This window comes from Pseudarthrobacter sp. NIBRBAC000502771 (genome assembly GCF_006517215.1).
Lineage (GTDB): Bacteria > Actinomycetota > Actinomycetes > Actinomycetales > Micrococcaceae > Arthrobacter > Arthrobacter niigatensis.
Genome location: NZ_CP041187.1, coordinates 3,291,913 through 3,312,522 on the forward strand (window position 1 = coordinate 3,291,913; position 20,610 = coordinate 3,312,522).

Genomic DNA, 20,610 nt, shown 5'->3' on the forward strand with positions numbered 1-20,610 from the left:
GTGCCTACTCGGCGTCGCTGTGGCTCTTCCGGGCGTCCTCTTCGAGGCGCGGATCGATCTTGGCAGCCTGGGCCTTGGAGCTGAGCAGGCTGGCGATAACCGCCACGATGATGGTGCCCACAATCACTGCGAGCGAGACGAACGTGGGGATTTCAGGTGCCCACTCGATGTGGTGTCCGCCGTTGATGAAGGGAAGCTCGTTGACGTGCATGGCGTGCAGGACAAGCTTGACACCGATGAACGCCAGGATGAAGGACAGGGCGTGCTTGAGGTAAATGAGCCGGTTCATCAGGCCACCGAGCAGGAAGTAGAGCTGCCTCAGGCCCATCAGCGCGAAGAGGTTGGCGGTGAAGACAATGAAGGGGCTCTGGGTGAGGCCGAAGATCGCAGGGATGGAGTCCACTGCGAACAAGAGGTCAGTGAGGCCGATGGTGATGAAGACGATCACCATCGGAGTGAAGACCTTCCTGCCGTTGACCACGGTACGCAGCTTGCCGCCGTCGAACTTCTCCGACATCGGGATGACCTTGCGGATCTTCGCGATCAGCGGGTTCTCCCGGTCCTCTTCCTCTTCACCCTCGTCCTGGGCCTGCTTCCAGGCTGTCCACAGCAGGAACGCGCCGAAGATGTAGAACACCCAGCTGAACTGCTCGATCACGATGGCGCCGAGCATGATGAAGATGCCGCGCAGGATGAGCGCAATGATGATGCCCACCATCAACACTTCCTGCTGGTACTTCCGGGGCACGGAGAACCTGGCCATGATGATGATGAAGACGAACAGGTTGTCGATGCTGAGGCTGTACTCGGTTACCCAGCCTGCGACGAACTGGCTGCCAAATTCGGGCCCCGTAAATGCAAACATGGCTCCGGCGAATGCCAGGGCAAGGGTGACATAGAAGGTCACCCACAGGCCGGCTTCCTTCATGGACGGTTCGTGCGGCCGCCGCACCACCAGGAGAAGGTCAACCAGGAGAATCAGGCCGAGGACGGCAAATGAGCCAACCTCAAACCACAGGGGCAAATCGAGCACGGGAAAGCCTTTCGCAGGGTACACAAAATGGTGTAAGTCTCTCCGGCCAGCCTGTGCACTTTGTGCTGATGTGGCGGCCCGCTACGCCCGGCAGGGCAACTATGCCCTGCGTGTTGACGATCGTAGCGCTTGGGATACTCCCCTACGTCCTTTAACTGTACCCCAAGCCGGACACCCGCCCGCGGACGTCAGGCGTGCCCTGCCGCCTGCATCTGGCGCAGCTCCTTCTTCAGTTCGCTGACCTCATCGCGGATCCTTGCCGCCACCTCGAACTGCAGCTCCGCCGCGGCTCCATGCATCTGTTCGGTGAGCTGCCCGATCAGGCCCACCAGGTCCTCGGCCGGTGCGGCGGCCAGCCCGTCGGAACGGACCTGCGCCGCGCCCTTCCTGGCAGCGGCCTTGTTCGCCCCCGTGATGCCACGCTTGCCCTTGCCGTAGTCGAAGCTGCCCAGCAGCGCATCGGTATCGGCGTCTTCCTTGGCCAACTGGTCCGTGATGTCGGCGATCTTCTTCCGGAGCGGTTGCGGATCGACACCGTGTTCCTTGTTGTACGCCACCTGGATGGCGCGGCGGCGGTTGGTTTCGTCGATGGCGTTGGCCATGGAGTCGGTGATCCGGTCCGCATACATGTGCACCTGGCCGGAGACGTTGCGGGCGGCACGTCCGATGGTCTGGATCAGCGAGGTGGAGGAGCGCAGGAAGCCTTCCTTGTCCGCATCCAGGATGCTGACCAGGGACACCTCAGGAAGGTCCAGGCCCTCACGGAGGAGGTTGATGCCCACCAGGACATCGAAGGAACCCAGCCGCAGCTCGCGCAGGAGCTCCACGCGGCGCAGGGTGTCGACGTCAGAGTGCAGGTATTCCACTTTCACGCCGTGGCCCAGCAGGTAGTCGGTGAGGTCCTCCGCCATGCGTTTGGTCAGCGTGGTGACCAGGACGCGCTCATCCTTCTCCACCCGGGTCTTGATCTCGCCGAGGAGGTCATCGATCTGCCCCTTGGTGGGCTTGACCACCACCTCGGGGTCCACCAGGCCGGTGGGCCGGATGATCTGCTGGACGAAACCGTCCGCTTTGCCCAGCTCGTACTTGCCGGGGGTGGCTGACAGGTAAACGGTTTGGCCGACGCGTTCCAGGAACTCGTCCCACTTCAGCGGCCGGTTGTCCATGGCAGAAGGCAACCGGAACCCGAAGTCCACCAGGTTCCGTTTGCGTGACATGTCTCCTTCGTACATGGCGCCGATCTGGGGGATCGTCACATGGGACTCGTCCACCACCAGCAGGAAGTCGTCCGGGAAGTAGTCGAGCAGGCAGTGCGGCGCGGTGCCGGGTCCGCGGCCGTCAATGTGCGCTGAGTAGTTCTCGATGCCGTTGCAGAAGCCCATCTGCTGCATCATTTCGAGGTCGTACGTGGTGCGCATCCGCAGCCGCTGGGCTTCGACGAGCTTGTTCTGGCTTTCCAGCACCTTGAGCCGGTCGGCCAGCTCATCCTCGATCCGCTTGATGGCCCGCGCCATCCGTTCCGGGCCGGCCACATAGTGGGAAGCCGGGAAGACGTACATCTCTTCCTCGTCGCGGACGACCTCACCGGTGAGCGGGTGGAGGGTGTGGATGTTCTCGATTTCGTCGCCGAAGAATTCGATCCGGATGGCCAGTTCCTCGTACATGGGAATGATTTCCACGGTATCGCCGCGCACGCGGAAGGTGCCGCGGTGGAAGTCGACATCGTTGCGCGCGTACTGCATGGAAACAAACTTGCGGAGGAGGTCGTCCCGGTTCATTTCTGCGCCCTTGCGCAGGGTGACCATCCCGGAGATGTATTCCTCCGGGGTTCCCAGGCCGTAGATGCAGGACACGGTGGCCACCACGATCACGTCCCGGCGGGTCAGCAGCGCGTTGGTGGCGGAGTGCCGGAGCCGTTCAACCTCCTCGTTAATGGAGGAATCCTTCTCGATGAAGGTGTCCGTCTGCGCCACGTAGGCTTCTGGCTGGTAGTAGTCGTAGTAGGAGACGAAGTACTCCACCGCGTTGTTGGGCAGCAGTTCGCGGAATTCGTTGGCGAGCTGGGCGGCAAGGGTCTTGTTCTGCACCATGACCAGGGTTGGCCGCTGCACCTGCTCGATAAGCCAGGCGGTGGTGGCGCTCTTGCCGGTGCCGGTGGCACCGAGCAGCACAACGTCCTTCTCCCCGTTGTTGATGCGTTCGGTCAGCTCCGCGATGGCGGCCGGCTGGTCGCCCGCGGGCTTAAACTCGCTGATCACTTCGAAGGGCGCTACAACACGGTTGATCTCCTGCGCAAGGCTCATGAATCTAATTTACCGCCGGGCACCGACAGTGATGGGTCCAATCCGTTACGGGCGAACATCCGCCAGGCGTGGAGCGGGGTCAGGAACCGTACGACGGCGGTTCCCACCCGGTGGCTCTGGCCCACGCCGCCATCAGGGGCCAGGCGACGTCAGTGAACCACGGTTCCTTGGCCTCCGCGTAGGACCTGGTGCTGTCCGGGCCCGCGTGCTCCGCCGCAAGCTCCGCCTTGTGCGCTTCATAGCGGCTCCGGGCCGAGGGATCGCTCCGCAGCCAGTCGCGGAACATGAGCGCGTACCGCCATCCAGCCGAACCGTGCGCGCGCACGTGCACATTGACGGCGCGGCAGGGGTCTGCGTTGGCGTGGAACCGCTTCAACCATTCGCCCTGGTCCGGGGCGTTGGGCTTGGGAGTGTCGGCTTCGACGTCCCGTACCGCCGGAAAGCCTGCAGCGGACAGCAGTGGTGCGATCGCAGCGGCGACCGCAAGGTCCGGCACAGCCACCTGGAGGTCGATGACGTCCTTGGCGGAGAGGCCGGGAACAGCCGTGGATCCGATGTGGTCCACTGCCAAAATCTGCTCCGGGGCGGCCGCCGCAATCCGGGCCCCAATCCGGGCCGCCTGCTGCGCCCAGTCAGCCCGGTGCGGTTCCAGGACCGGGCCGCCATTCCGGGCGGCCCGTTGGCCCGCAGCCAGGTTGCGGGCGAAGGGGACCAGCCGCCCGTCCCAGAGCCGGTCCACCTGGACCAGCAGGTGCTGCACCGTACCGGAGTTGTCCAGGACGGCATCGGCAGCGGCCAGCCGGTCACCGCGCGTGGCCTGGGCGTCCATCCGGGCACGCGCTGCTTCCCTGGTCATTCCCCGGTGCTCGAGCATGCGCTGCAGCCGCAAGTCGTCCGGTGCATCGACGACCACCACCAGATGGAAGCTGCTGCCCTGGCCCGTCTCCACCAGGAGGGGAATGTCCTGGACCACCACGGCGTCACCGGGCGCCGCGGCCGTGATGGCGGCGGCGCGGGCGCGCACCAGTGGGTGGACGATGGCGTTCAAGGCGGCGAGGCGCTCTGGATTGCCGAAGACCGCCGCGCCCAGACGGGCGCGGTCCAGCCGCCCGCCGTCGTCGAGCATCCCTGCCCCGAACTCCTCCGCGATGCGCTGCAACCCTTCAGTCCCGGGCTCCACAACTTCCCGGGCCAGCGCATCCGCGTCAACCAGCACGGCGCCGCGTTCCAACAAATGCGCGGCCACCACCGACTTCCCTGAGGCGATCCCGCCCGTCAACCCGATTCTCAGCACACCCCCACCCTACTTAGCCGCAGCTGCATCCGGTGCCAATGCGGATAGGCTGAAGGCATGACTGCAGGGGGTGCGGCAGCGGAGCCGCTGGTCCATATCGAGGATTTCCGGATGGATTTCGGTGACACCACCGTGATTCGGAACCTGTCCTTCGATGTCCAGGCAGGTGAGACATTCGGGTTCCTTGGCAGCAACGGTTCGGGAAAGACAACGACCCTCCGCGCCCTCCTGGGCATCTACCAGCCGACGTCCGGAGTTCTGCACATCGACGGAAAGCCCTTCGAACCCGGTGATGGGACCCGGCTGGGGTACCTTCCGGAAGAACGGGGCCTCTACAAGAAGGAACCTGTCCTGGATGTCATGGTGTATTTCGGCCGGCTCAAGGGCCTGGGCAAATCGCAGGCCCGCAGCTGGTCCCTGGCATACCTGGAACGCGTCCAGCTGGCGGACAAGGCAACCATGACCCTGGACAAACTCTCCAGCGGCCAGCAGCAGAAGGTGCAGCTCGGCGTCACCATCATGAACGACCCCGAACTCCTGATCCTGGACGAGCCTACAAAGGGATTCGACCCGGTAAACCGCCGCCTGCTGATGGACATCATCGAGGAACACAAGCGCGGCGGGGCAACGGTGATCATGGTCACCCACCAGATGGAGGAAGTGGAGCGCCTCTGCGACCGGGTGGTGCTGCTCAAGGACGGCACCTCCCGCGCCTATGGGACGGTAGCTGACGTCCAGGATCAATTCGGCGGCACGGTCTACCGTCTTTCCTATGCGGGAGACCAGGTCCTGCCCTCCTCAACGCTGTACGACGTGGTCCGGCAGGGAGGCGGCCGCGCTGAACTCGTCCCGCGGCCCGGCGGCAATGAAGCGGCAGTCCTTCGGGAGCTGGTTGCCGCTGGACTGCCGGTCAGCGGTTTTACCACCTCCAGGGTCTCCCTTGAGGAGATCTTTATCCAGGTATACGGCGAACAGCACGCGGCCGGAAGGGTTTGACCATGACGACGACACCGGCCAGGAAATCCTCCCCCAGCCGCCACAACCTCGGCACCGTGGTGGGCTTCGAGTTTGTCCGCACCATCAAAAAGCCGCGGTTCTGGATCGCGACCCTGGCTATTCCGGTGGTTATGGCCATCATCTTCGGGCTGCTCTTCATCAGCAACAGCTCAAGGAGCGCCTCCGCCGATGCGCAGAAAAACGCTGCCCTGGCATTCAGCTATACGGACAGGTCGGGAATCATCCCGGACCAGGTTGCCGCCGCAATGGGCGGCACCAGGGCGGACAGCTCCACCGACGGGGCCCGTGAGGTGAAGGAGGGACGCATCGAAGCCTTTTTCGCCTTCCCGGCCAATCCTGCCACGGAGGCAGTGAAGGTTTACGGTGCTGACAAGGGCGTATTCGACAACGGCAAATACGAGGCGGTCGCCAAACAGCTCCTGGCCCTGTCAGCGCAGGCCAAGATCGGTTCCGCAGCCATCACCGCGGCCTCCGGCGGCAACATCAAGGTGGAGACGGAAACCTATCGGGACGGCCAGGCGTCCGGAGGTTTCGGAGCCGCTGTGCCGCCCCTGATGTTCCTTGTGCTGTTTTACATCACGATCATCCTGCTCTCGAACCAGATGCTGAACAGCACTCTGGAGGAGAAGGAAAACCGGGTCACGGAGATGATCCTCACTACGCTGAATCCCACCACCCTGATCGTGGGCAAGATCATTTCCCTGCTGCTGGTTGGCCTGGTGCAGATTTCCGTGTTCCTGGCCCCAATCGTGGTTGGGTATGCCTTCTTCCGCGAGAGGCTCTCGCTTCCGGACATCGACCTGCGGGACATCGTCTTCGAACCGGGGCCGCTGCTGGTGGGGGCCCTGCTCCTGCTGGGCGGGTTCACTCTCTTCACCGCCGTACTGGGCGCGATTGGCGCAGTGATGCCGAACGCCAAGGAAGCCGGGGTCATCTTCGGTCCGCTGATGGCCCTCATTTTTGTGCCGTTCTATGCCATCAGCCTCATCCTCAGCGACCCGCACTCCCCCATTGTCCAGGTGTTCACGTATTTCCCCTTGTCGGCCCCGGTCACCGCGATGCTCCGTAACGGCTTCGGCACGCTCAGCCCGGTTGAATCGGTGATTACCATTGCCGAGCTGTTCATCGTGGGAATCCTGGTCATGCGCCTGGCCATTCATTTGTTCCGCTACGGCTCCATCCAATACACGGGGAAACTCTCCATCATGAGTACCTTCCATCGCCGTTCGGGCGAGGAACAACACCCGCCGGCACCCCATTAGACTGGGCCGGATGCAGGAGCAAGAGAGCCGGGCCACCTCCTACACCACGCTGGCAGCGGGCCGGGACGTCCGGAATGAACTTCAGGTCAAGCGCTCCAGGTTCATCACGGTCCTCCGGAGGGCGGGCACGGAAGACACAGCCCGTGATCTGGTGGCCGGCCTTCGCCGCGAGTTCCACGATGCCCGCCACCACTGCTCTGCATTCGTCATCGGGCCGGACCGGACCGTCCAGCGTTCGAGCGACGACGGCGAACCCGCCGGGACTGCCGGCATCCCCATGCTCGAGGCCCTGCTGAAAAGGGAAACCGCCACGGGGGTGGCCGACCTCAGCGACGTCAGTGCCGTCGTCGTCCGCTATTTCGGCGGCGTCCTGCTCGGCGCCGGCGGCCTGGTCCGGGCGTATTCGGAATCAATCTCGACAGCCTTGGACGTGGCGCCCCTTGTGCGGCGCAGCAGGCGCCGGATCTGTTCCACCGCCGTTCCGCACGCGGCAGCGGGGCGGCTGGAGAACGATCTGCGCGCCGCGGGTATGGTCATGGCTGACACCAGCTACCAGGACCGGCACGCGGTGCTGCGGATTGCGGTGGCTGACAACGCTGCCGCCATTGCTGCCGCGGCGGACCGGCTGCTCCAACTGACGGCAGGCGCCGCCGAGCTTACTCCCGACGGGACGGAATGGATCGATGAGCCCCTCGACTGATGTGACCCTGGCGGACGTGGATGAGGCAGTGGCTGACCGGCTGCTCCAACTGGCCAAGTGCGACGCCTCCCCTGATGAAGTGGCGCCCCCGCTGGGCGGCCCTGGCTGGAACCTCGAGCGCACGGCCTGGTTCTACGGCTACCACCGCGCTGCAGCCGCCGGGTTGGACGGTCCTGCGGCGGAAAAGTCCTGGGCCGTCTTCAACGGTCCTTGCATTGCCGGCTCCGTCCGGCTCAGGCGCGACCCCACGGCCGGGATCCCCTCTGCGGAGACCGGCATCTGGCTTGGCCGGAGCTTCCGTTCCCAGGGGATCGGCGGTGCCGCCCTGGACCTCGTTCTGGCGGAGGCCCGCCGGGCAGGCCTGAAGCGCGTCACGGCGCGTACCCTGTCCGGGAACCTCAGCGCCCAGCGGCTGCTCACAGCAGCAGGCGCGGCACTGACGCACGACGGCGACGGGACGGTCCTCGCCGTCGTCGACCTTTAGCGCGGTAGCGGGAGCCGTCCGGACGGCGGCCAGGGCACCAGGCTCCTATTGACCGGAATGCACGGCGGGCGCTTTAAAGCACAGTGGGCCCCCGCTTTCGCGGGGGCCCACTGTGTCAGCCCGGGAAGTCCGGGCGGTGGCAATTAGTTGCCGGTCAGCTTCTCGCGGAGAGCAGCAAGTGCCTCGTCCGAAGCCAGGGTGCCGGCACCGGTGTCGGTGGCAGCAGGCTCGGAGGAGTAGCTGGTGGCGCCGGAATCGCTGTCACCGGACGTTGCAGCTGCAGCGTCGTCGGCAGCGTGCTGGGCAACCTGCTTCTTGTGTGCTTCCCAACGGGTCTGGGCGTCAGCGTACTGCTGCTCCCAGGCGGCGCGCTGGTTCTCGTAGCCCTCGAGCCATTCGTTGGACTCGGGGTCGAAGCCCTCGGGGTACTTGTAGTTGCCCTCTTCGTCGTACTCTGCGGCCATGCCGTACAGAGCGGGATCGAATTCGGTGCTGTCGGCGTCGACGCCCTCGTTGGCCTGCTTGAGGGACAGCGAGATACGGCGGCGCTCAAGGTCGATGTCGATGACCTTGACGAACAGTTCGTCGCCAACGGAGACAACCTGCTCGGCCAGCTCAACGTGGCGCACGGCGAGCTCGGAGATGTGGACCAGGCCTTCGATGCCGTCTTCGACGCGGACGAACGCACCGAACGGAACGAGCTTGGTGACCTTACCCGGAACAACCTGGCCGAGGGCGTGGGTGCGGGCGAAGGTCTGCCACGGATCTTCCTGCGTAGCCTTGAGCGACAGGGAGACGCGCTCGCGGTCCAGGTCGACCTCGAGAACCTCGACGGTGACTTCCTGGCCAACTTCGACAACCTCGGACGGGTGGTCGATGTGCTTCCAGGAGAGCTCGGAAACGTGGACGAGGCCGTCTACGCCGCCCAGGTCCACGAATGCACCGAAGTTGACGATGGAGGAAACGACGCCGGGACGGACCTGGCCCTTTTCCAGCTTGTTGAGGAACGTGGAGCGGACCTCGGACTGGGTCTGCTCAAGCCATGCACGGCGCGACAGCACAACGTTGTTGCGGTTCTTGTCCAGCTCGATGATCTTGGCTTCGATCTGCTGGCCGATGTACGGAGCAAGGTCGCGCACACGGCGCATCTCGACGAGGGATGCGGGCAGGAAGCCACGCAGGCCGATGTCGAGGATAAGACCACCCTTGACGACCTCGATGACGGTACCGGTGACGACACCGTCTTCTTCCTTGACCTTCTCGATGTCGCCCCAGGCGCGCTCGTACTGAGCACGCTTCTTGGAGAGGATCAGGCGGCCTTCTTTGTCTTCCTTGGTGAGCACCAGGGCTTCGACCTGATCGCCAACGGAGACAACGTCCCCGGGATCAACGTCGTGCTTGATGGACAGCTCGCGGGAGGGGATGACACCTTCGGTCTTGTAACCGATGTCGAGCAGGACTTCATCGCGGTCGACCTTGACGACGGTACCTTCGACGAGGTCTCCGTCGTTGAAGTACTTGATGGTGGCGTCGACAGCTGCGAGGAAGTCCTCAGCGGTACCGATGTCGTTAATCGCGACTACGGGGGTACCGGGCTTCTCGGTGGAGGTGATGGTCATGTAGTAGGGGCTCCGTTGTGGATAGATAGTCGGTCAGGCAAACCGGCGCGCCCGCGTTATGGAACGCAGGCGCGATTCTCGGTGAATCCGATGGATTCCCCGGGTCATCCTGATTTGTGGATTGCTTTCAATGCCGTCTTTTTGGGACCGCAAGCGCGTGCACGTGGTACACGCCCGTTCATTCTAGTCTCTGCCGGCAATGGGGGTCAAAGCGGGCGGGGAGCCGGGACGGGACTCAGAAGTGGGTCAGGCAGTGCGTCGCCCGTTCCACCGCAAACATCTGCCGCGCCCGAAGGGCCGCCCCCGGCCGCAGCTCGCTGATGGCGCCGGCAGCCTTCAGGGTCACCGGGCACACACCACCGAGGAAGATCGAGGACAGCGCGGCGACCCCCAGTTCGAGATCGGCGGCGGTGCCCTCGGGGAGGCGTTCGACGCCGGCCTGGCCGCCCTCCACGGTCAGCGCAAAAATCCCCGGCGTGAGGCCGAGCGGATCATCGACGTTGACGACCAGCCGGCCATCGGCCGGGTAGTGCCGCGCAGCGAGGGCACGCGGAACGTCGAGGATCCTGAGCCAGAGCATGTCGCGGCTGTCCGAGGCGTCGATGCAGCGGGGGTCAGCCAGGGCCCAGGCAAGGGGATCATCCACCGGGGCCTCGTTCCAGGTGACCCGTTCAACGAGGTCGATGGCCGCCAGGTACTGCCAGAGTTCGAGGTAGGCGTGGTCGGTGGCGGCCACAAGGTCCACAACTTCCACCGTGTAGGGGGTGGTGTCCCAGCCAAGGAACTTGTAGGAGACGTAGCCGTCGATGGTTGCGTCCGGGCCGTAGTGCAGCGCCACCTTGATGGCGGGATCTTCCTTGCCGTCGCGTCCCAGCGACCCGGAGGCCAGGTGCCGGTACCATTCCTGCCGGCCGAGGGACCCGGGCGTGTGCCGGTGGACGCGTTCGAACACGGCGGGAGCCACGTCCAGCAGTGTTTTGGGGTCCGCCACTTCCACGGCGCCCGTGGCCGTGTGCCGCAGGGTGAACCGGCCCGTGGTGTCCACCTTCACGGTGCGCTCGAGGCTTGCCACGCCGTAGCCGAACCTGCCGTAAATGCTGCCCTCCGAGGCTGTCAGTGCTGCCATGGCGACGCCGTCGTCCTTGGCGGCCTGGAGGTCTTCGGTCATCATGCGGCGCAGGAGGCCGCGCCGGCGGTGCGAAGTGCGGACGGTCACGGCCGTGACCATCTGCGTCTCCAGCATGCGGCCGAAACCAATGTTCAGGGTCTTGCGGAAGGTCCCGAACGTGGCAACGGGCACCTCGGCAGGCAGCGAGGACGGGGCCACGGGACCGGTCTGGTAAGCCCCGGTGAAGATCCGGCCATCGACCTCGTAGGTGGCAAGGGACCGCTCCCGGTGTTCGGGCGTTCGGGTGGAGTCGTGGAAACCGAACCCAACGGCCTTGGCCCAGGTTTCGGCCTCCGCGTACCCTTCGTTGCCTTTGGACACGGCGGGAAAGCGCCGGATTTCATAGTTTCCGCTCAGATCACCCATTTACCCGAGCCTAGCCAATGGATCCGGCGCTTGACCAGCACAAACATGCCGGCCGCCTGCTGGGCCGGCGTGAAGCCTAGTGGCCGGCGTCGTACCAGCTGGGGCCGACGCCGATCTGCACTTCCAGCGGCACGCTGAGGTCGGCTGCGGCAGCCATCTGCTCGGTGACGAGTTTCTCGACGGCTGCGCGTTCACCGGCGGCCACTTCAAGGACCAGTTCATCGTGGACCTGGAGCAGCATCCGCGATTTCAGCCCCTGGGACTGCAGTTCGGCGTGGACGCCCAGCATGGCGCGTTTGATGATGTCGGCGGCGGACCCCTGGATGGGGCTGTTGAGCGCGATCCGCTCGGCGTTCTCGCGCAGCTGGCGGTCGGTGCTGGTGAGGTCCGGCAGGTAGCGGCGGCGGCCTTCAATGGTGGCGGTGTAGCCGTCCACCCTGGCCTGGTCCACTACTCCACGGAGGTAGTCCCGGACGGCGCCGAAGCGGTCGAAGTAGTCCTTCATGAGGGTGCGGGCCTCATCGACGGAGATCTCGAGCTGTTTGGACAGGCCAAAGGACGTCAGTCCGTAGGCCAGGCCGTAGGACATGGCCTTGACCTTTGAGCGCATGGCACTGGTGACCTGGTCCGTGGGGACGTGGAAGATATTGGAGCCGACGAACCGGTGCAGGTCCTCGCCGTCCTTGTAGGCCTGGATCAGGCCTGCGTCGCCGGAAAGGTGTGCCATGATGCGCATCTCGATCTGCGAGTAGTCAGCTGACAGCAGGCACTCGTACCCGTCGCTGACCACGAAGATGCCGCGCACGCGGCGGCCTTCCTCACTGCGGATGGGGATGTTCTGCAGGTTGGGGTTGTTGGACGAGATGCGGCCGGTAGCTGCCACGTTCTGGGCATAGGTGGTGTGGATCCGCCCGTCTTCGGCCACGGACTTCTTCAGCGACTCGATCATCTGCCGCAGCTTGGCGGCCTCCCGGTGCGCCATGAGCTGGACCAGGAACTCATGCCCGGTCTTCTCCAGCAGGTTCTTCAGGGACGCAGCATCGGTGGTGTAGCCGGACTTGATCTTCTTGGTCTTGGGGAGCTGGAGTTCGTCGAACAGGACGGTCTGCAACTGCTTGGGCGAGCCCAGGTTGACCTCGTGGCCGATTGCGGCGAATGCCTGTTCCTGGGCCTGGTCGATCACCCTGGCAAGGTCGGAAAGCTGGTCGTCCATCTTGTCCATGTCGATGGCAATACCGGCGAGTTCCATGTCCGCCAGGACGCGGCTGACCGGCAGCTCCAGGGTGGACAGGAGTTCCTCGGCGCGGCGGTCCTTGAGTTCGTCCTCGAAGTAGCGGCTCAGGGCCAGCACCACGGCGCCGGCCTGGACCAGGGCGTCGGCTGCCGCCGTGTCGTCGCCGTCGAAGGACAGCTCCAGTTGACCCGCCTTGGCCGTGGCGGCCGGTATGCCCACGTTGAGGTGGTGCTGGGCGAGTTCAGCCAGTTCGTACGTGCGGCGGTCCGGCTGGATCAGATAGCCGGAGATGGAGGTGTCGTCCACCACGCCCTCCAGCTCCAGTCCTCGGGCCGAAAGTGCCTTGAGTGCGGCTTTGAAACCGTGGATCACCTTGGGCGCCCCGGGATCGCGCAGCCATGTGGCCAGCACGTTTTCGGTTTCAGCGTCCTGGCCGGCAAGGTCGACATAGACTGCCGCGTCCCCGCGGACAATTGCCACCGCTGCAGCGTCCTCCCCGATCCGGCCGGGCACGAGGTCGACGGCCAGCGCTGACCGCTGCCCGGTGCCGCCGGCCAGGAACGCGGCCAGCTCCGCGGCACCGGCAGGGGTGCTGTAACTCGGGGTTTCGATGCTTTCGCGCTCCGCGGCGGGGGTGTCTGCGTCGCCGTACAGGGCAAATAACCGGCCGCGGATGGCCTTGAACTCGAGCTGGTCGAAGAGGTCCTCGATGGCGGCCTGGTCAGGGCGTGGCTGGTAGAGGTCGTCGAGGGTGACGGGGAGCTCGAGGTCGGTGTGGAGCTGGTTCAGCCGGCGGTTGCGCTTGACGGCGTCAACATTCTCCCGCAGGGCATCGCCCACTTTGCCGCCGATCGAATCGAGGTGTTCCAGGACGCCTTCGAGGCCGCCGTAGAGGTTGATCCACTTGGCTGCGGTCTTGGGTCCGACCCCGGGAACACCGGGAAGGTTGTCCGCCGTCTCCCCCACCAGGGCGGCGAGGTCGGAGTAGCGCCCCGGACTGACAAAATACTTCGCCTCGATGGCGGCAGCATCCATCCGCGGGATGTCGCTGACTCCCTTGCGCGGGTACAGCACGAAGACGTTGTCCGTGATGAGCTGGAATGCGTCCCGGTCTCCGGAAACGAGCAAAACCTCGAACCCTGCTTTCTCGCCCATGGCAGCCAGGGTGGCCAGGATGTCGTCGGCCTCGTAGCCGGGCATCTTGATGGTCTTAATGCCCCAGGCCTCCATGACTTGGCCGATGAGGTCGATTTGGCCGCTCATTTCACGGGGGGTTTCGTTCCGGCCGCCCTTGTACTCGCTGTACTCGGTCTTGCGGTGGGTGGATTCGTCAGAGACGTCGAACGCGACCGCGATGTGGGTGGGCTGCTGCTCCTTGATGAGGTTGATCAGCATCGAGGTGAAGCCGTGGATGGCGTTGGTGTGCTGGCCGTTGGAGGTGGAGAACTTGTCCGCCGGCAGCGCGAAGAAGGCACGGAAGGCCATCGAGTGGCCATCAAGGACCAGCAGCCGCGGCTGGCTGGTGATGGGAACCACCGGCGCTTCGGTGGCTGAAACAGACCCGCCGGCGGCGGGGGCGGCGCTCGTCACTGCAGGCTTTGGGGCGTCGGCGGGGCGCTGCCCGGCAGCCCCCTCATCGATGGCCTGGGACGGGAAGGGAGCCGGTTTGGTTGTTTCACTCACAGGTGCCAGCCTAGTTGCCATGACAGACAATTTCACGCCGGGCCCTTTCGCCAAAGAGCTGGCGGCCGCCGGGATCCCCGACCATATGCACGACTGGCTGGGCGCCTTCGGGGTCGGTGCCCTGGTGGTCAAGATGGGGATCCATTTCCTGGAGATGAGCCCTGAACGGACGGTCGCCACCATGCCGGTTGAGGGCAACACGCAGGTCGCCGGAATCCTGCACGGCGGCGCGCACGTGGTCCTCGCCGAAACCCTGGGCTCCTTCGCCTCCGGCATGCACGCGGGGCCGGGACGCCACGCCGTCGGAATCGAAGTCAACGCCACGCATCACCGGTCCATCGCTACGGGCCTGGTGACGGGGACCTGCACGGCGGTCCATTTGGGCCGGACCCTGGCCACCCACGAAATCGTCATGACCGACGCCCAGGGACGGCGCCTGTCAACGGCGCGGATCACCAACCTGCTGCGGGACAACGCCGGCTGACGCGCGCGGCCTCAGGACTGCCGGCCGGCCGCCGGGTGAAGAAGGTACCGCAACTCCACGATCCCCCGGCCCAGGGTGCGTGAGGCAGCCAACTCCAGTGGCGGCGTCGGGCCCTTCATGGGCAGCAGCCGCTTTCCCTCCCCCAGCACCACCGGTATGACGGAGAGGATGATCTCGTCCAGCAGGCCGGCGTCGGCGAACTGGGCCGCCAGCTTGCCGCCGCCCACCACCCAGATGTTCCGGCCACGGGCCGCCTGGCGGAAGTCTGCCGTGAATTCCCGCACATCCCCGCGCACGAAGGTGATGTCTGCCCCGTCCGGTGCACGGTGTTCATGGTGGGTGAAGACATAGCAGGGCGTACCGTCGTACGGCCAGGTACCGGGTTCATGCTCCATCAGCCAGGCGTAGGTTTCCCCGCCCATGACAATGCAGCCCACACCGGCCATGAAGTCGTTGTAACTGTCGGTCCCGCCGTCGAAACCGTCGAACTGCAGCAGCCAGTCGAGATCGTCCGTGGGTGTGGCAATGAAGCCGTCGAGGGACGCGGCCACAAAGTATTGGATGCGCGGCATGGCCCCAGCCTAGCCAGCAGGCCCTGCTGGGCCAACAGGCCGGCCAATGGTGTGCGCCGCCAGCCCCGGGGCTGCTACTTGGTGAAGTACGGGATGATCAGGTACAGCCCGAGAAGCACAGCCACCCCGCACAGCCCGAAGCACAGGTACGCGATGGAGCGCTTGACCCCGGGGGACGCCTGCTGGGCATCGCCGGCGATGGCGGTGAACCGGACCCCAAGCGAGTAGAGGGTCACCACAATTGCCGCTGACACGAGCGTGGTGCCTGCAACGGTCAGGAGTTCCAACCACTTCATCGCTGATTCTCCTTGGAGTTGTTGGCTTTGGCGTCAGCCTGCGCCTTGGCTTTTGCTTCCGCCCGGGCGCGCGCCAGGGCCTTCTTCTTGGCGAACCGGACGGCCTGGCCGGCTTCCTCGACCTCGACGGCGTTCTGGTGGCTCACGGAAGACTTGCGGGAGTAGAAGAACATGAACAGGACCGCCGCGGTGCCGGCGATCGCGGCGATGAGGACACCAACGACGCCGGTCTTCACCAGCAGCGCGGTCAGGGCGCCGACGACGCCGGCGGCCGGCAATGTGAAGAGCCACCCCAGCGCGATCTTGCCCACCATGTTCCAGCGGACTGTGGTGCCGCGGCGTCCCATGCCGGAGCCGATCACGGAACCCGAAGCCACCTGCGTGGTGGAGAGGGCAAAGCCGAGGTGCGAGGAGGCAAGGATGGCAGAGGCGGTGCTGGTTTCGGCGGCGAAGCCCTGCGCGGGTTTGACCTCGGTCAGGCCCGAGCCCATGGTGCGGATGATCCGCCAGCCGCCGGCATAGGTTCCGATGGCGATGGCAAGGGCGCAGGCGGTGATCACCCAGAGTTGGGGGCCGGAGCCGGGCGTCTGGCTGCCGGCAGCGATCAGCACCAGCGTGATGATGCCCATGGTCTTCTGTGCGTCATTGGTGCCGTGGGCCAGCGCCACCAGGCTGGAGGTGAAGACCTGGCCGGTACGGAAGCCACCGCGTTTCTGGGTGAGCTTGGACCCCGTCTCGGGATCCTGGCGTGCGGTGAGGGCATAGGCCAGGCGGGTGCATACGTAGGCGGCAAGCCCTGCAATAACGGGGGCGAAGACCGCGGGCAGGATGACCTTCTGCAGCAGGCTCTCAAAGTTGACCGAGTTGAAGCCCGCTCCCACGACAGCGGCGCCGATCAGTCCGCCGAAGAGGGCATGCGAGGAACTGGAGGGCAGGCCCTTCAACCACGTGACCATGTTCCACAGAACGGCCCCCATTAACCCGGCAAAGATGATTTCGGGAGTGATCTGCACGCCTCCGGACCCCTCGCGGATGATGCCGCCGGAAACGGTCTTGGCCACCTCCGTGGACAGGAAAGCACCCACCAGGTTCAGGACGGCGGCCAGGGCCACTGCTGTCCGGGGCTTGATTGCACCCGTTGCGATGGGCGTAGCCATGGCGTTCGCGGTGTCGTGGAAGCCGTTCGTGAAGTCGAAAAATAGTGCCAGTCCAATGACCAGCGCCACCATGAAGGTGATATCCACCTGTTGCCCAATCTGCAGAGTCGACGTTCAGCAGTTTCTCGTACCAGGCTGCCGTGGACAGCATAGTTCACCAGCTGTTTGCGTGGAATGACTTGTGTTGTTGGCACAACCGGTGGGAAACCTTATCGATCGTACGCGTCCACGGCATGAGGTCAAAACACGGGTCGGGCCAGAAATGCGTGGATCCGGTCGAGTTCAGCGGGCGTGATTCCGTGCCGTGGATGGGGTGAGACCGTGAGGATGCGCCGGCCCAGGAAACCTGCCCATCGTTGCGCTTCGGCCTCGAATGCGAGCTGGTCGTCCACCCAGGCGACCGCCCTCGGCCCGGTTTCTTCGACGTCGTCCTGGATGGCACGGAGTTTCCACCAGCCAGTCCCGCCGGCTGCGCCGTCTGCGGCCAGGTACGGCCAGCCGCCGCCCTTGAGTCCGATGGCGGGGCACAGGTATTGGGGCGCGAGTTCCTCCCAGCTGGTGAGCCAGACGCACCGCAGTCCCGGCATCAGGGCCAGGGAGTTCAGCCCTGCCACGAGCTCGGCCGCGAAGGCTACTGGCAGCAACCCGGCGTCGGCGTGCTGCCAGGAGGAACCCCAGCCGGTAGTCCCTTCGGGGCTGAACGGACAGATGACTCCGTCGACGTCCAGATAGAGGGTGCACTCCATCCCGCAGCCCCGGGCAGCCTCAGCCGCCGTGGAGCTGCGCGGCCCGGGGACCGGCGTCCAGTTCCGGAGCGAGTTTCTCCTCGAGTGCTGCGAGGGTAACGTCCGGCAGCGCTATGAGGCCGTCCAGCTCGCGCCGTACCCGTTTGTAGGCTGCCTGCCGTTCGGCGGGAGTGGCTGCCGAGTTCTCCGCGATCATCAGCAGTTTGCGGGCTGTGGCAAGGCGTTCACGTTCGGGTCCACTGAATTTGCTGTCCCTGATGCGGCGCGCTTCACGCTCGGCCACGTCGAGGGCCACGGCGAAGTTGTTGACCGCCTGCCGGTACGCGTCCAGACCGGACACGGACCGCAGGTCTCCGGCGTTCGCTGGACGCTGCCCGTCGGCTTCCCGTTTGGCGCGTAGGAAGGCCACGGTGAGGGGTTCGCGGACGTCGGTCATGAGGGGGAAGTCGATGAGTTTGCCCACGTCGAGCTCATACTCCAGCCAACGGCGGTTGGTGGCATCGTGCGTGGCCATCAGCGCGCGCACCTCCGCCGTCGACGCCTTCTCGGCTTCCACCGCCTGGTTCTTGAGGGCATGGAGTTCAACCCGGCGCCGGTGGCGGCGCTCCGCCGAACGCCGCCAGCCACCTGCCCACCGGCCGGCAAAAGCCATCAGTGGAAACACCATCCACCATTTATCGGACAGGAACTCCATCAAGGACCTCACGCGTTAATCCTCGCAGTCCGGGGGCGTGGCCTCAAGAAGCGCCGGTAAGATCCGCGGGCAACCGGCCCGGCACCCCTCCAGCCGCTACCGCCGGGAAGTCACGGCGCCGCGGTTGCCTGCCCCGAGTTGACGTTAACCAGCCATGAGACGCCGAACCGGTCCGTGCACATGCCAAAGACGTCACCCCACGGCGCCTTCTCCATGGGGACTGTCACCGCTCCCCCGTCGCCGCTGAGCTTTTCGTAGTAGCCGCGAAGTTCCGCCTCGTTGTCGCCGCTCAGGGATACCGAAATGGCAGATCCTGCGTGGTACTCCATGCTGTTCGGGGTGTCAGCGCCCATGAGCACCAGGCCCTGGGTGGTGGTCAACATGCCGTGCATGATCTTCTCCGCCTCCGCGGGATCCTCGCTGGCTTGGAAGTCGCCGAAAGTGCTTAGCGTCAGTTCGCCGCCAAACACGGATTGGTAGAAGTTCATGGCATCGCGTGCATTGTCGCGGAAGCTCAGGCAGGGATTGAGGATCGTGGGCATGTTGGGATCTCCTTCACAGTGCCGGAAGTTGCTGGGCCCGAAACCCGGGGCAGACAACATCCTGCCCGATCAGGGTGAGGACCGGTAGGGGGAACGGTCCCCTGTCCGGCCTGCTGCATGGTGCGGTGGGGGCCCGGGGAACGTAGGCTCGGGGCATGGCCAGATTTTTCGATGTTCATCCCCACGACCCGCAGCCCCGCGCCATTGCCCAGGCGGTGAAGATCATCCGCGACGGCGGCCTGATCGCCTACCCCACGGACTCCTGCTACGCCTTGGGTGCGCAGATGGGAAACCGGGAAGCCCTGGACCGGATCAGGAGCATCCGGCATCTCGACGACAAGCACCACTTCACGCTGGTCTGCCGGGATTTCGCGCAGTTGGGCCAGTTCGTGAACATCGGCAACGACGTCTTCCGCAGCATCAAGGCGGTGACACCCGGCAGCTACACCTTCATCCTGCCCGCCACCAAGGAGGTTCCCAAGCGGCTGCTGCACCCCAAGAAGAAGACCGTGGGCGTGCGCATCCCTGACAACCGCGTGGTCCAGGCGCTGCTGGCCGAACTGGGTGAGCCGCTGCTCTCCAGCACGCTGCTGCTGCCGGACGAGGAGGAGCCGCTGACGGTGGGCTGGGAGATCAAGGAGCGCCTTGACCACCAGGTCGATGCCGTGATTGATGCCGGGGACTGCGGCGCCGAGCCCACCACGGTGGTCGACTTCTCCAGCGGTGTGGCCGAGGTTGTCCGCCGTGGCATGGGCGACCCCTCCCGCTTCGAATAAACCTGCCTCTGATAATCCCGGGCCGCACCTGCGCTCCCGGGGCACTTTGGCGGGGCCGCCGTCGTAATTTCCGACGGCGCCCGGCGTGTCCGTGCCAAAGTGCCCCGTTTTGGAGGGCGCGGGTCAGTCGTTGTTGGCGTCAGGCTGCTTTTTCGCGCGGCTCGGCTGCACCCGGGGCGGTTCGCCGGGCATCTTGGGATAGTCCGGCGGAAACGGCATCTCGCCCAGGCCCGCTTTGGTGTCGCGGTCCCACCAGTCGAGCAGCGTGCCGATGGAGCCGGGGTTCCCGCCAAACCGGGACCAGGGGTCACCAACGGTTTTCAACCTGTCCGGGACGGTGAGGACAGTGAAGTCCTTGGGATCAACGGTTTCGAGTTCATCCCAGGTGATGGGGCAGGATACCGGGGCGTGCGGAAGGGCCCGCGGGCTATAGGCGCCGGCGATGGTGCGGTCCCGGTTGGCCTGGTTGAAGTCCAGGAAGACCCGTTGACCGCGTTCCTCCTTCCACCACGCCGTGGTTACCTTGTCCGGCATGCGCCGTTCGACCTCCCGGGCGGCGGCGATGACTGCGTGCCGGACGTCCAGGAATTCGTGCACGGGTTCGATTGGCGCGTAGACATGCAGTCCCCGGTTTCCGGAGGTCTTGATGAACGATTCCAGCCCTGCCTCCGACAGGACGTCCTTGAGCACCAGGGCGGCCGGCACGGCGTCGCCAAAGTCGGTTCCGGGCTGTGGGTCAAGATCGATGCGCAACTGGTCCGGATTGTCGGTGTTCCCGGCGCGGGACGGCCAGGGGTGGAAGACCACGGTGTTCATTTGCACGGCCCAGACGGCGGCCGCCGGCTCGTCGAGGACCAGCTGGGGATGGGACCGGGCACTGGGGTACACCACCTTCACGGACCGGATGAAGCCCGGCGTTCCCCTCGGGGGGTTCTTGGAGAAGAACATCTCGCCCTCGATGTTGTCCGAGTAGCGCTGGAGTGACACGGGGCGGTCCCCGTTGGCGGCGATGAACGCCTCCCCGACGTCGCAGATGTACCGTGCGAGGTCGAGCTTGGTCAGGCCCAGGTCGGGCCAGAGGACCCGGTTGGGGCTGGAGATGCGCATCTCGCGCCCGCCGTTGGGACCCGGGACGGTGATGGTGGTTTGTTCGCTCGCCATGGGGACAACGTACACCCCG

Annotated in this window: 19 protein-coding genes; 6 read left to right on the forward strand and 13 right to left on the reverse strand. The window is 65.2% G+C overall.

Features of this window, described 5'->3' with window-relative positions; all coding sequences use genetic code 11:
* Positions 1-4 precede the first annotated feature (4 nt).
* The 3 genes from NIBR502771_RS15405 to coaE form a co-directional block, all read right to left on the reverse strand.
* Positions 5-1,033 carry a TerC family protein gene (locus tag NIBR502771_RS15405; RefSeq protein ID WP_141160523.1) on the reverse strand — a complete coding sequence of 343 codons (1,029 nt, stop codon included), beginning with the start codon at positions 1,031-1,033 and terminating at the stop codon, positions 5-7.
* Between the two features lie 188 nt (positions 1,034-1,221).
* The gene (gene uvrB, locus NIBR502771_RS15410) at positions 1,222-3,336 is read right to left on the reverse strand and encodes an excinuclease ABC subunit UvrB (protein ID WP_141160524.1); all 2,115 of its coding nucleotides are present in this window, start codon (positions 3,334-3,336) and stop codon (positions 1,222-1,224) included.
* A 79-nt stretch (positions 3,337-3,415) separates the two neighbouring features.
* Positions 3,416-4,630, reverse strand: coding sequence for a dephospho-CoA kinase (coaE, locus tag NIBR502771_RS15415; RefSeq protein ID WP_141160525.1), 1,215 nt, complete (start codon positions 4,628-4,630; stop codon positions 3,416-3,418).
* A 57-nt stretch (positions 4,631-4,687) separates the two neighbouring features.
* Between coaE and NIBR502771_RS15420 the strand changes: the two genes are divergently transcribed.
* Genes NIBR502771_RS15420 through NIBR502771_RS15435 form a run of 4 tightly spaced genes read left to right on the forward strand, consistent with a single transcriptional unit; the run spans position 4,688 to position 8,093 of the window.
* Positions 4,688-5,626, forward strand: coding sequence for an ABC transporter ATP-binding protein (locus NIBR502771_RS15420; protein WP_141160526.1), 939 nt, complete (start codon positions 4,688-4,690; stop codon positions 5,624-5,626).
* A 2-nt stretch (positions 5,627-5,628) separates the two neighbouring features.
* Positions 5,629-6,909, forward strand: a complete 1,281-nt coding sequence (locus NIBR502771_RS15425) for an ABC transporter permease (protein ID WP_141160527.1) — start codon at positions 5,629-5,631, stop codon at positions 6,907-6,909.
* 10 nt (positions 6,910-6,919) lie between these two features.
* Complete coding sequence (locus tag NIBR502771_RS15430; RefSeq protein ID WP_141160528.1) at positions 6,920-7,609, forward strand: YigZ family protein; 690 nt, start codon at positions 6,920-6,922, stop codon at positions 7,607-7,609.
* On the forward strand, positions 7,593-8,093 hold the full coding sequence (locus NIBR502771_RS15435) for a GNAT family N-acetyltransferase (RefSeq protein ID WP_141160529.1): 501 nt from the start codon (positions 7,593-7,595) through the stop codon (positions 8,091-8,093). The genes NIBR502771_RS15430 and NIBR502771_RS15435 overlap by 17 nt, the downstream gene beginning before the upstream one ends.
* A gap of 143 nt (positions 8,094-8,236) precedes the next feature.
* Here NIBR502771_RS15435 and rpsA read toward each other — a convergent pair whose 3' ends face one another.
* The 3 genes from rpsA to polA form a co-directional block, all read right to left on the reverse strand.
* A complete protein-coding gene (gene rpsA / locus NIBR502771_RS15440) occupies positions 8,237-9,712 on the reverse strand; it encodes a 30S ribosomal protein S1 (protein WP_018761235.1) in 1,476 nt (491 codons plus the stop codon).
* Positions 9,713-9,947: 235 nt separating this feature from the next.
* Positions 9,948-11,246: a GNAT family N-acetyltransferase gene (locus NIBR502771_RS15445; RefSeq protein WP_141160530.1), complete on the reverse strand. Its 1,299-nt coding sequence runs from the start codon at positions 11,244-11,246 to the stop codon at positions 9,948-9,950.
* 76 nt (positions 11,247-11,322) lie between these two features.
* A complete protein-coding gene (gene polA, locus NIBR502771_RS15450) occupies positions 11,323-13,965 on the reverse strand; it encodes a DNA polymerase I (RefSeq protein ID WP_246839910.1) in 2,643 nt (880 codons plus the stop codon).
* A gap of 217 nt (positions 13,966-14,182) precedes the next feature.
* Here polA and NIBR502771_RS15455 point away from each other — a divergent pair, with 217 nt between their 5' ends.
* A complete protein-coding gene (locus NIBR502771_RS15455) occupies positions 14,183-14,647 on the forward strand; it encodes a hotdog fold thioesterase (RefSeq protein ID WP_141160532.1) in 465 nt (154 codons plus the stop codon).
* 11 nt (positions 14,648-14,658) lie between these two features.
* Here the strand turns inward: NIBR502771_RS15455 and NIBR502771_RS15460 are convergent, their stop codons facing one another.
* From NIBR502771_RS15460 to NIBR502771_RS15485, 6 genes are all read right to left on the reverse strand, one after another.
* The gene (locus NIBR502771_RS15460; RefSeq protein ID WP_141160533.1) at positions 14,659-15,219 is read right to left on the reverse strand and encodes a dihydrofolate reductase family protein; all 561 of its coding nucleotides are present in this window, start codon (positions 15,217-15,219) and stop codon (positions 14,659-14,661) included.
* A 74-nt stretch (positions 15,220-15,293) separates the two neighbouring features.
* Entirely contained in the window at positions 15,294-15,515 is a 222-nt protein-coding gene (locus NIBR502771_RS15465; RefSeq protein ID WP_141160534.1) for a hypothetical protein, read from the reverse strand.
* On the reverse strand, positions 15,512-16,759 hold the full coding sequence (locus NIBR502771_RS15470; RefSeq protein ID WP_141160535.1) for an inorganic phosphate transporter: 1,248 nt from the start codon (positions 16,757-16,759) through the stop codon (positions 15,512-15,514). The genes NIBR502771_RS15465 and NIBR502771_RS15470 overlap by 4 nt, the downstream gene beginning before the upstream one ends.
* A gap of 152 nt (positions 16,760-16,911) precedes the next feature.
* Positions 16,912-17,418 carry an HAD domain-containing protein gene (locus NIBR502771_RS15475; RefSeq protein ID WP_141160536.1) on the reverse strand — a complete coding sequence of 169 codons (507 nt, stop codon included), beginning with the start codon at positions 17,416-17,418 and terminating at the stop codon, positions 16,912-16,914.
* Between the two features lie 19 nt (positions 17,419-17,437).
* Complete coding sequence (locus NIBR502771_RS15480; protein WP_210411416.1) at positions 17,438-18,112, reverse strand: hypothetical protein; 675 nt, start codon at positions 18,110-18,112, stop codon at positions 17,438-17,440.
* A 110-nt stretch (positions 18,113-18,222) separates the two neighbouring features.
* On the reverse strand, positions 18,223-18,654 hold the full coding sequence (locus tag NIBR502771_RS15485) for a VOC family protein (RefSeq protein ID WP_141160538.1): 432 nt from the start codon (positions 18,652-18,654) through the stop codon (positions 18,223-18,225).
* 155 nt (positions 18,655-18,809) lie between these two features.
* On the opposite strand from NIBR502771_RS15485, the gene NIBR502771_RS15490 reads away from it, so the two are divergent.
* On the forward strand, positions 18,810-19,430 hold the full coding sequence (locus NIBR502771_RS15490; RefSeq protein WP_141160539.1) for an L-threonylcarbamoyladenylate synthase: 621 nt from the start codon (positions 18,810-18,812) through the stop codon (positions 19,428-19,430).
* A gap of 123 nt (positions 19,431-19,553) precedes the next feature.
* Here the strand turns inward: NIBR502771_RS15490 and ligD are convergent, their stop codons facing one another.
* Entirely contained in the window at positions 19,554-20,591 is a 1,038-nt protein-coding gene (ligD, locus tag NIBR502771_RS15495; RefSeq protein ID WP_141160540.1) for a non-homologous end-joining DNA ligase, read from the reverse strand.
* Positions 20,592-20,610 lie beyond the last annotated feature (19 nt).

Excerpts from the sequence above, each read along its gene's own strand:
- uvrB (WP_141160524.1), bottom strand. The coding sequence starts at position 3,336 with ATGAGCCTTGCGCAGGAGATCAACCGTGTTGTAGCGCCCTTCGAAGTG.
- NIBR502771_RS15420 (WP_141160526.1), top strand. The coding sequence starts at position 4,688 with ATGACTGCAGGGGGTGCGGCAGCGGAGCCGCTGGTCCATATCGAGGAT.
- NIBR502771_RS15425 (WP_141160527.1), top strand. The coding sequence starts at position 5,629 with ATGACGACGACACCGGCCAGGAAATCCTCCCCCAGCCGCCACAACCTC.
- NIBR502771_RS15430 (WP_141160528.1), top strand. The coding sequence starts at position 6,920 with ATGCAGGAGCAAGAGAGCCGGGCCACCTCCTACACCACGCTGGCAGCG.
- NIBR502771_RS15435 (WP_141160529.1), top strand. The coding sequence starts at position 7,593 with ATGAGCCCCTCGACTGATGTGACCCTGGCGGACGTGGATGAGGCAGTG.
- rpsA (WP_018761235.1), bottom strand. The coding sequence starts at position 9,712 with ATGACCATCACCTCCACCGAGAAGCCCGGTACCCCCGTAGTCGCGATT.
- NIBR502771_RS15445 (WP_141160530.1), bottom strand. The coding sequence starts at position 11,246 with ATGGGTGATCTGAGCGGAAACTATGAAATCCGGCGCTTTCCCGCCGTG.
- polA (WP_246839910.1), bottom strand. The coding sequence starts at position 13,965 with ATGGCCTTCCGTGCCTTCTTCGCGCTGCCGGCGGACAAGTTCTCCACC.
- NIBR502771_RS15455 (WP_141160532.1), top strand. The coding sequence starts at position 14,183 with ATGACAGACAATTTCACGCCGGGCCCTTTCGCCAAAGAGCTGGCGGCC.
- NIBR502771_RS15460 (WP_141160533.1), bottom strand. The coding sequence starts at position 15,219 with ATGCCGCGCATCCAATACTTTGTGGCCGCGTCCCTCGACGGCTTCATT.
- NIBR502771_RS15465 (WP_141160534.1), bottom strand. The coding sequence starts at position 15,515 with ATGAAGTGGTTGGAACTCCTGACCGTTGCAGGCACCACGCTCGTGTCA.
- NIBR502771_RS15475 (WP_141160536.1), bottom strand. The coding sequence starts at position 17,418 with ATGGAGTGCACCCTCTATCTGGACGTCGACGGAGTCATCTGTCCGTTC.
- NIBR502771_RS15480 (WP_210411416.1), bottom strand. The coding sequence starts at position 18,112 with ATGGAGTTCCTGTCCGATAAATGGTGGATGGTGTTTCCACTGATGGCT.
- NIBR502771_RS15485 (WP_141160538.1), bottom strand. The coding sequence starts at position 18,654 with ATGCCCACGATCCTCAATCCCTGCCTGAGCTTCCGCGACAATGCACGC.
- NIBR502771_RS15490 (WP_141160539.1), top strand. The coding sequence starts at position 18,810 with ATGGCCAGATTTTTCGATGTTCATCCCCACGACCCGCAGCCCCGCGCC.
- ligD (WP_141160540.1), bottom strand. The coding sequence starts at position 20,591 with ATGGCGAGCGAACAAACCACCATCACCGTCCCGGGTCCCAACGGCGGG.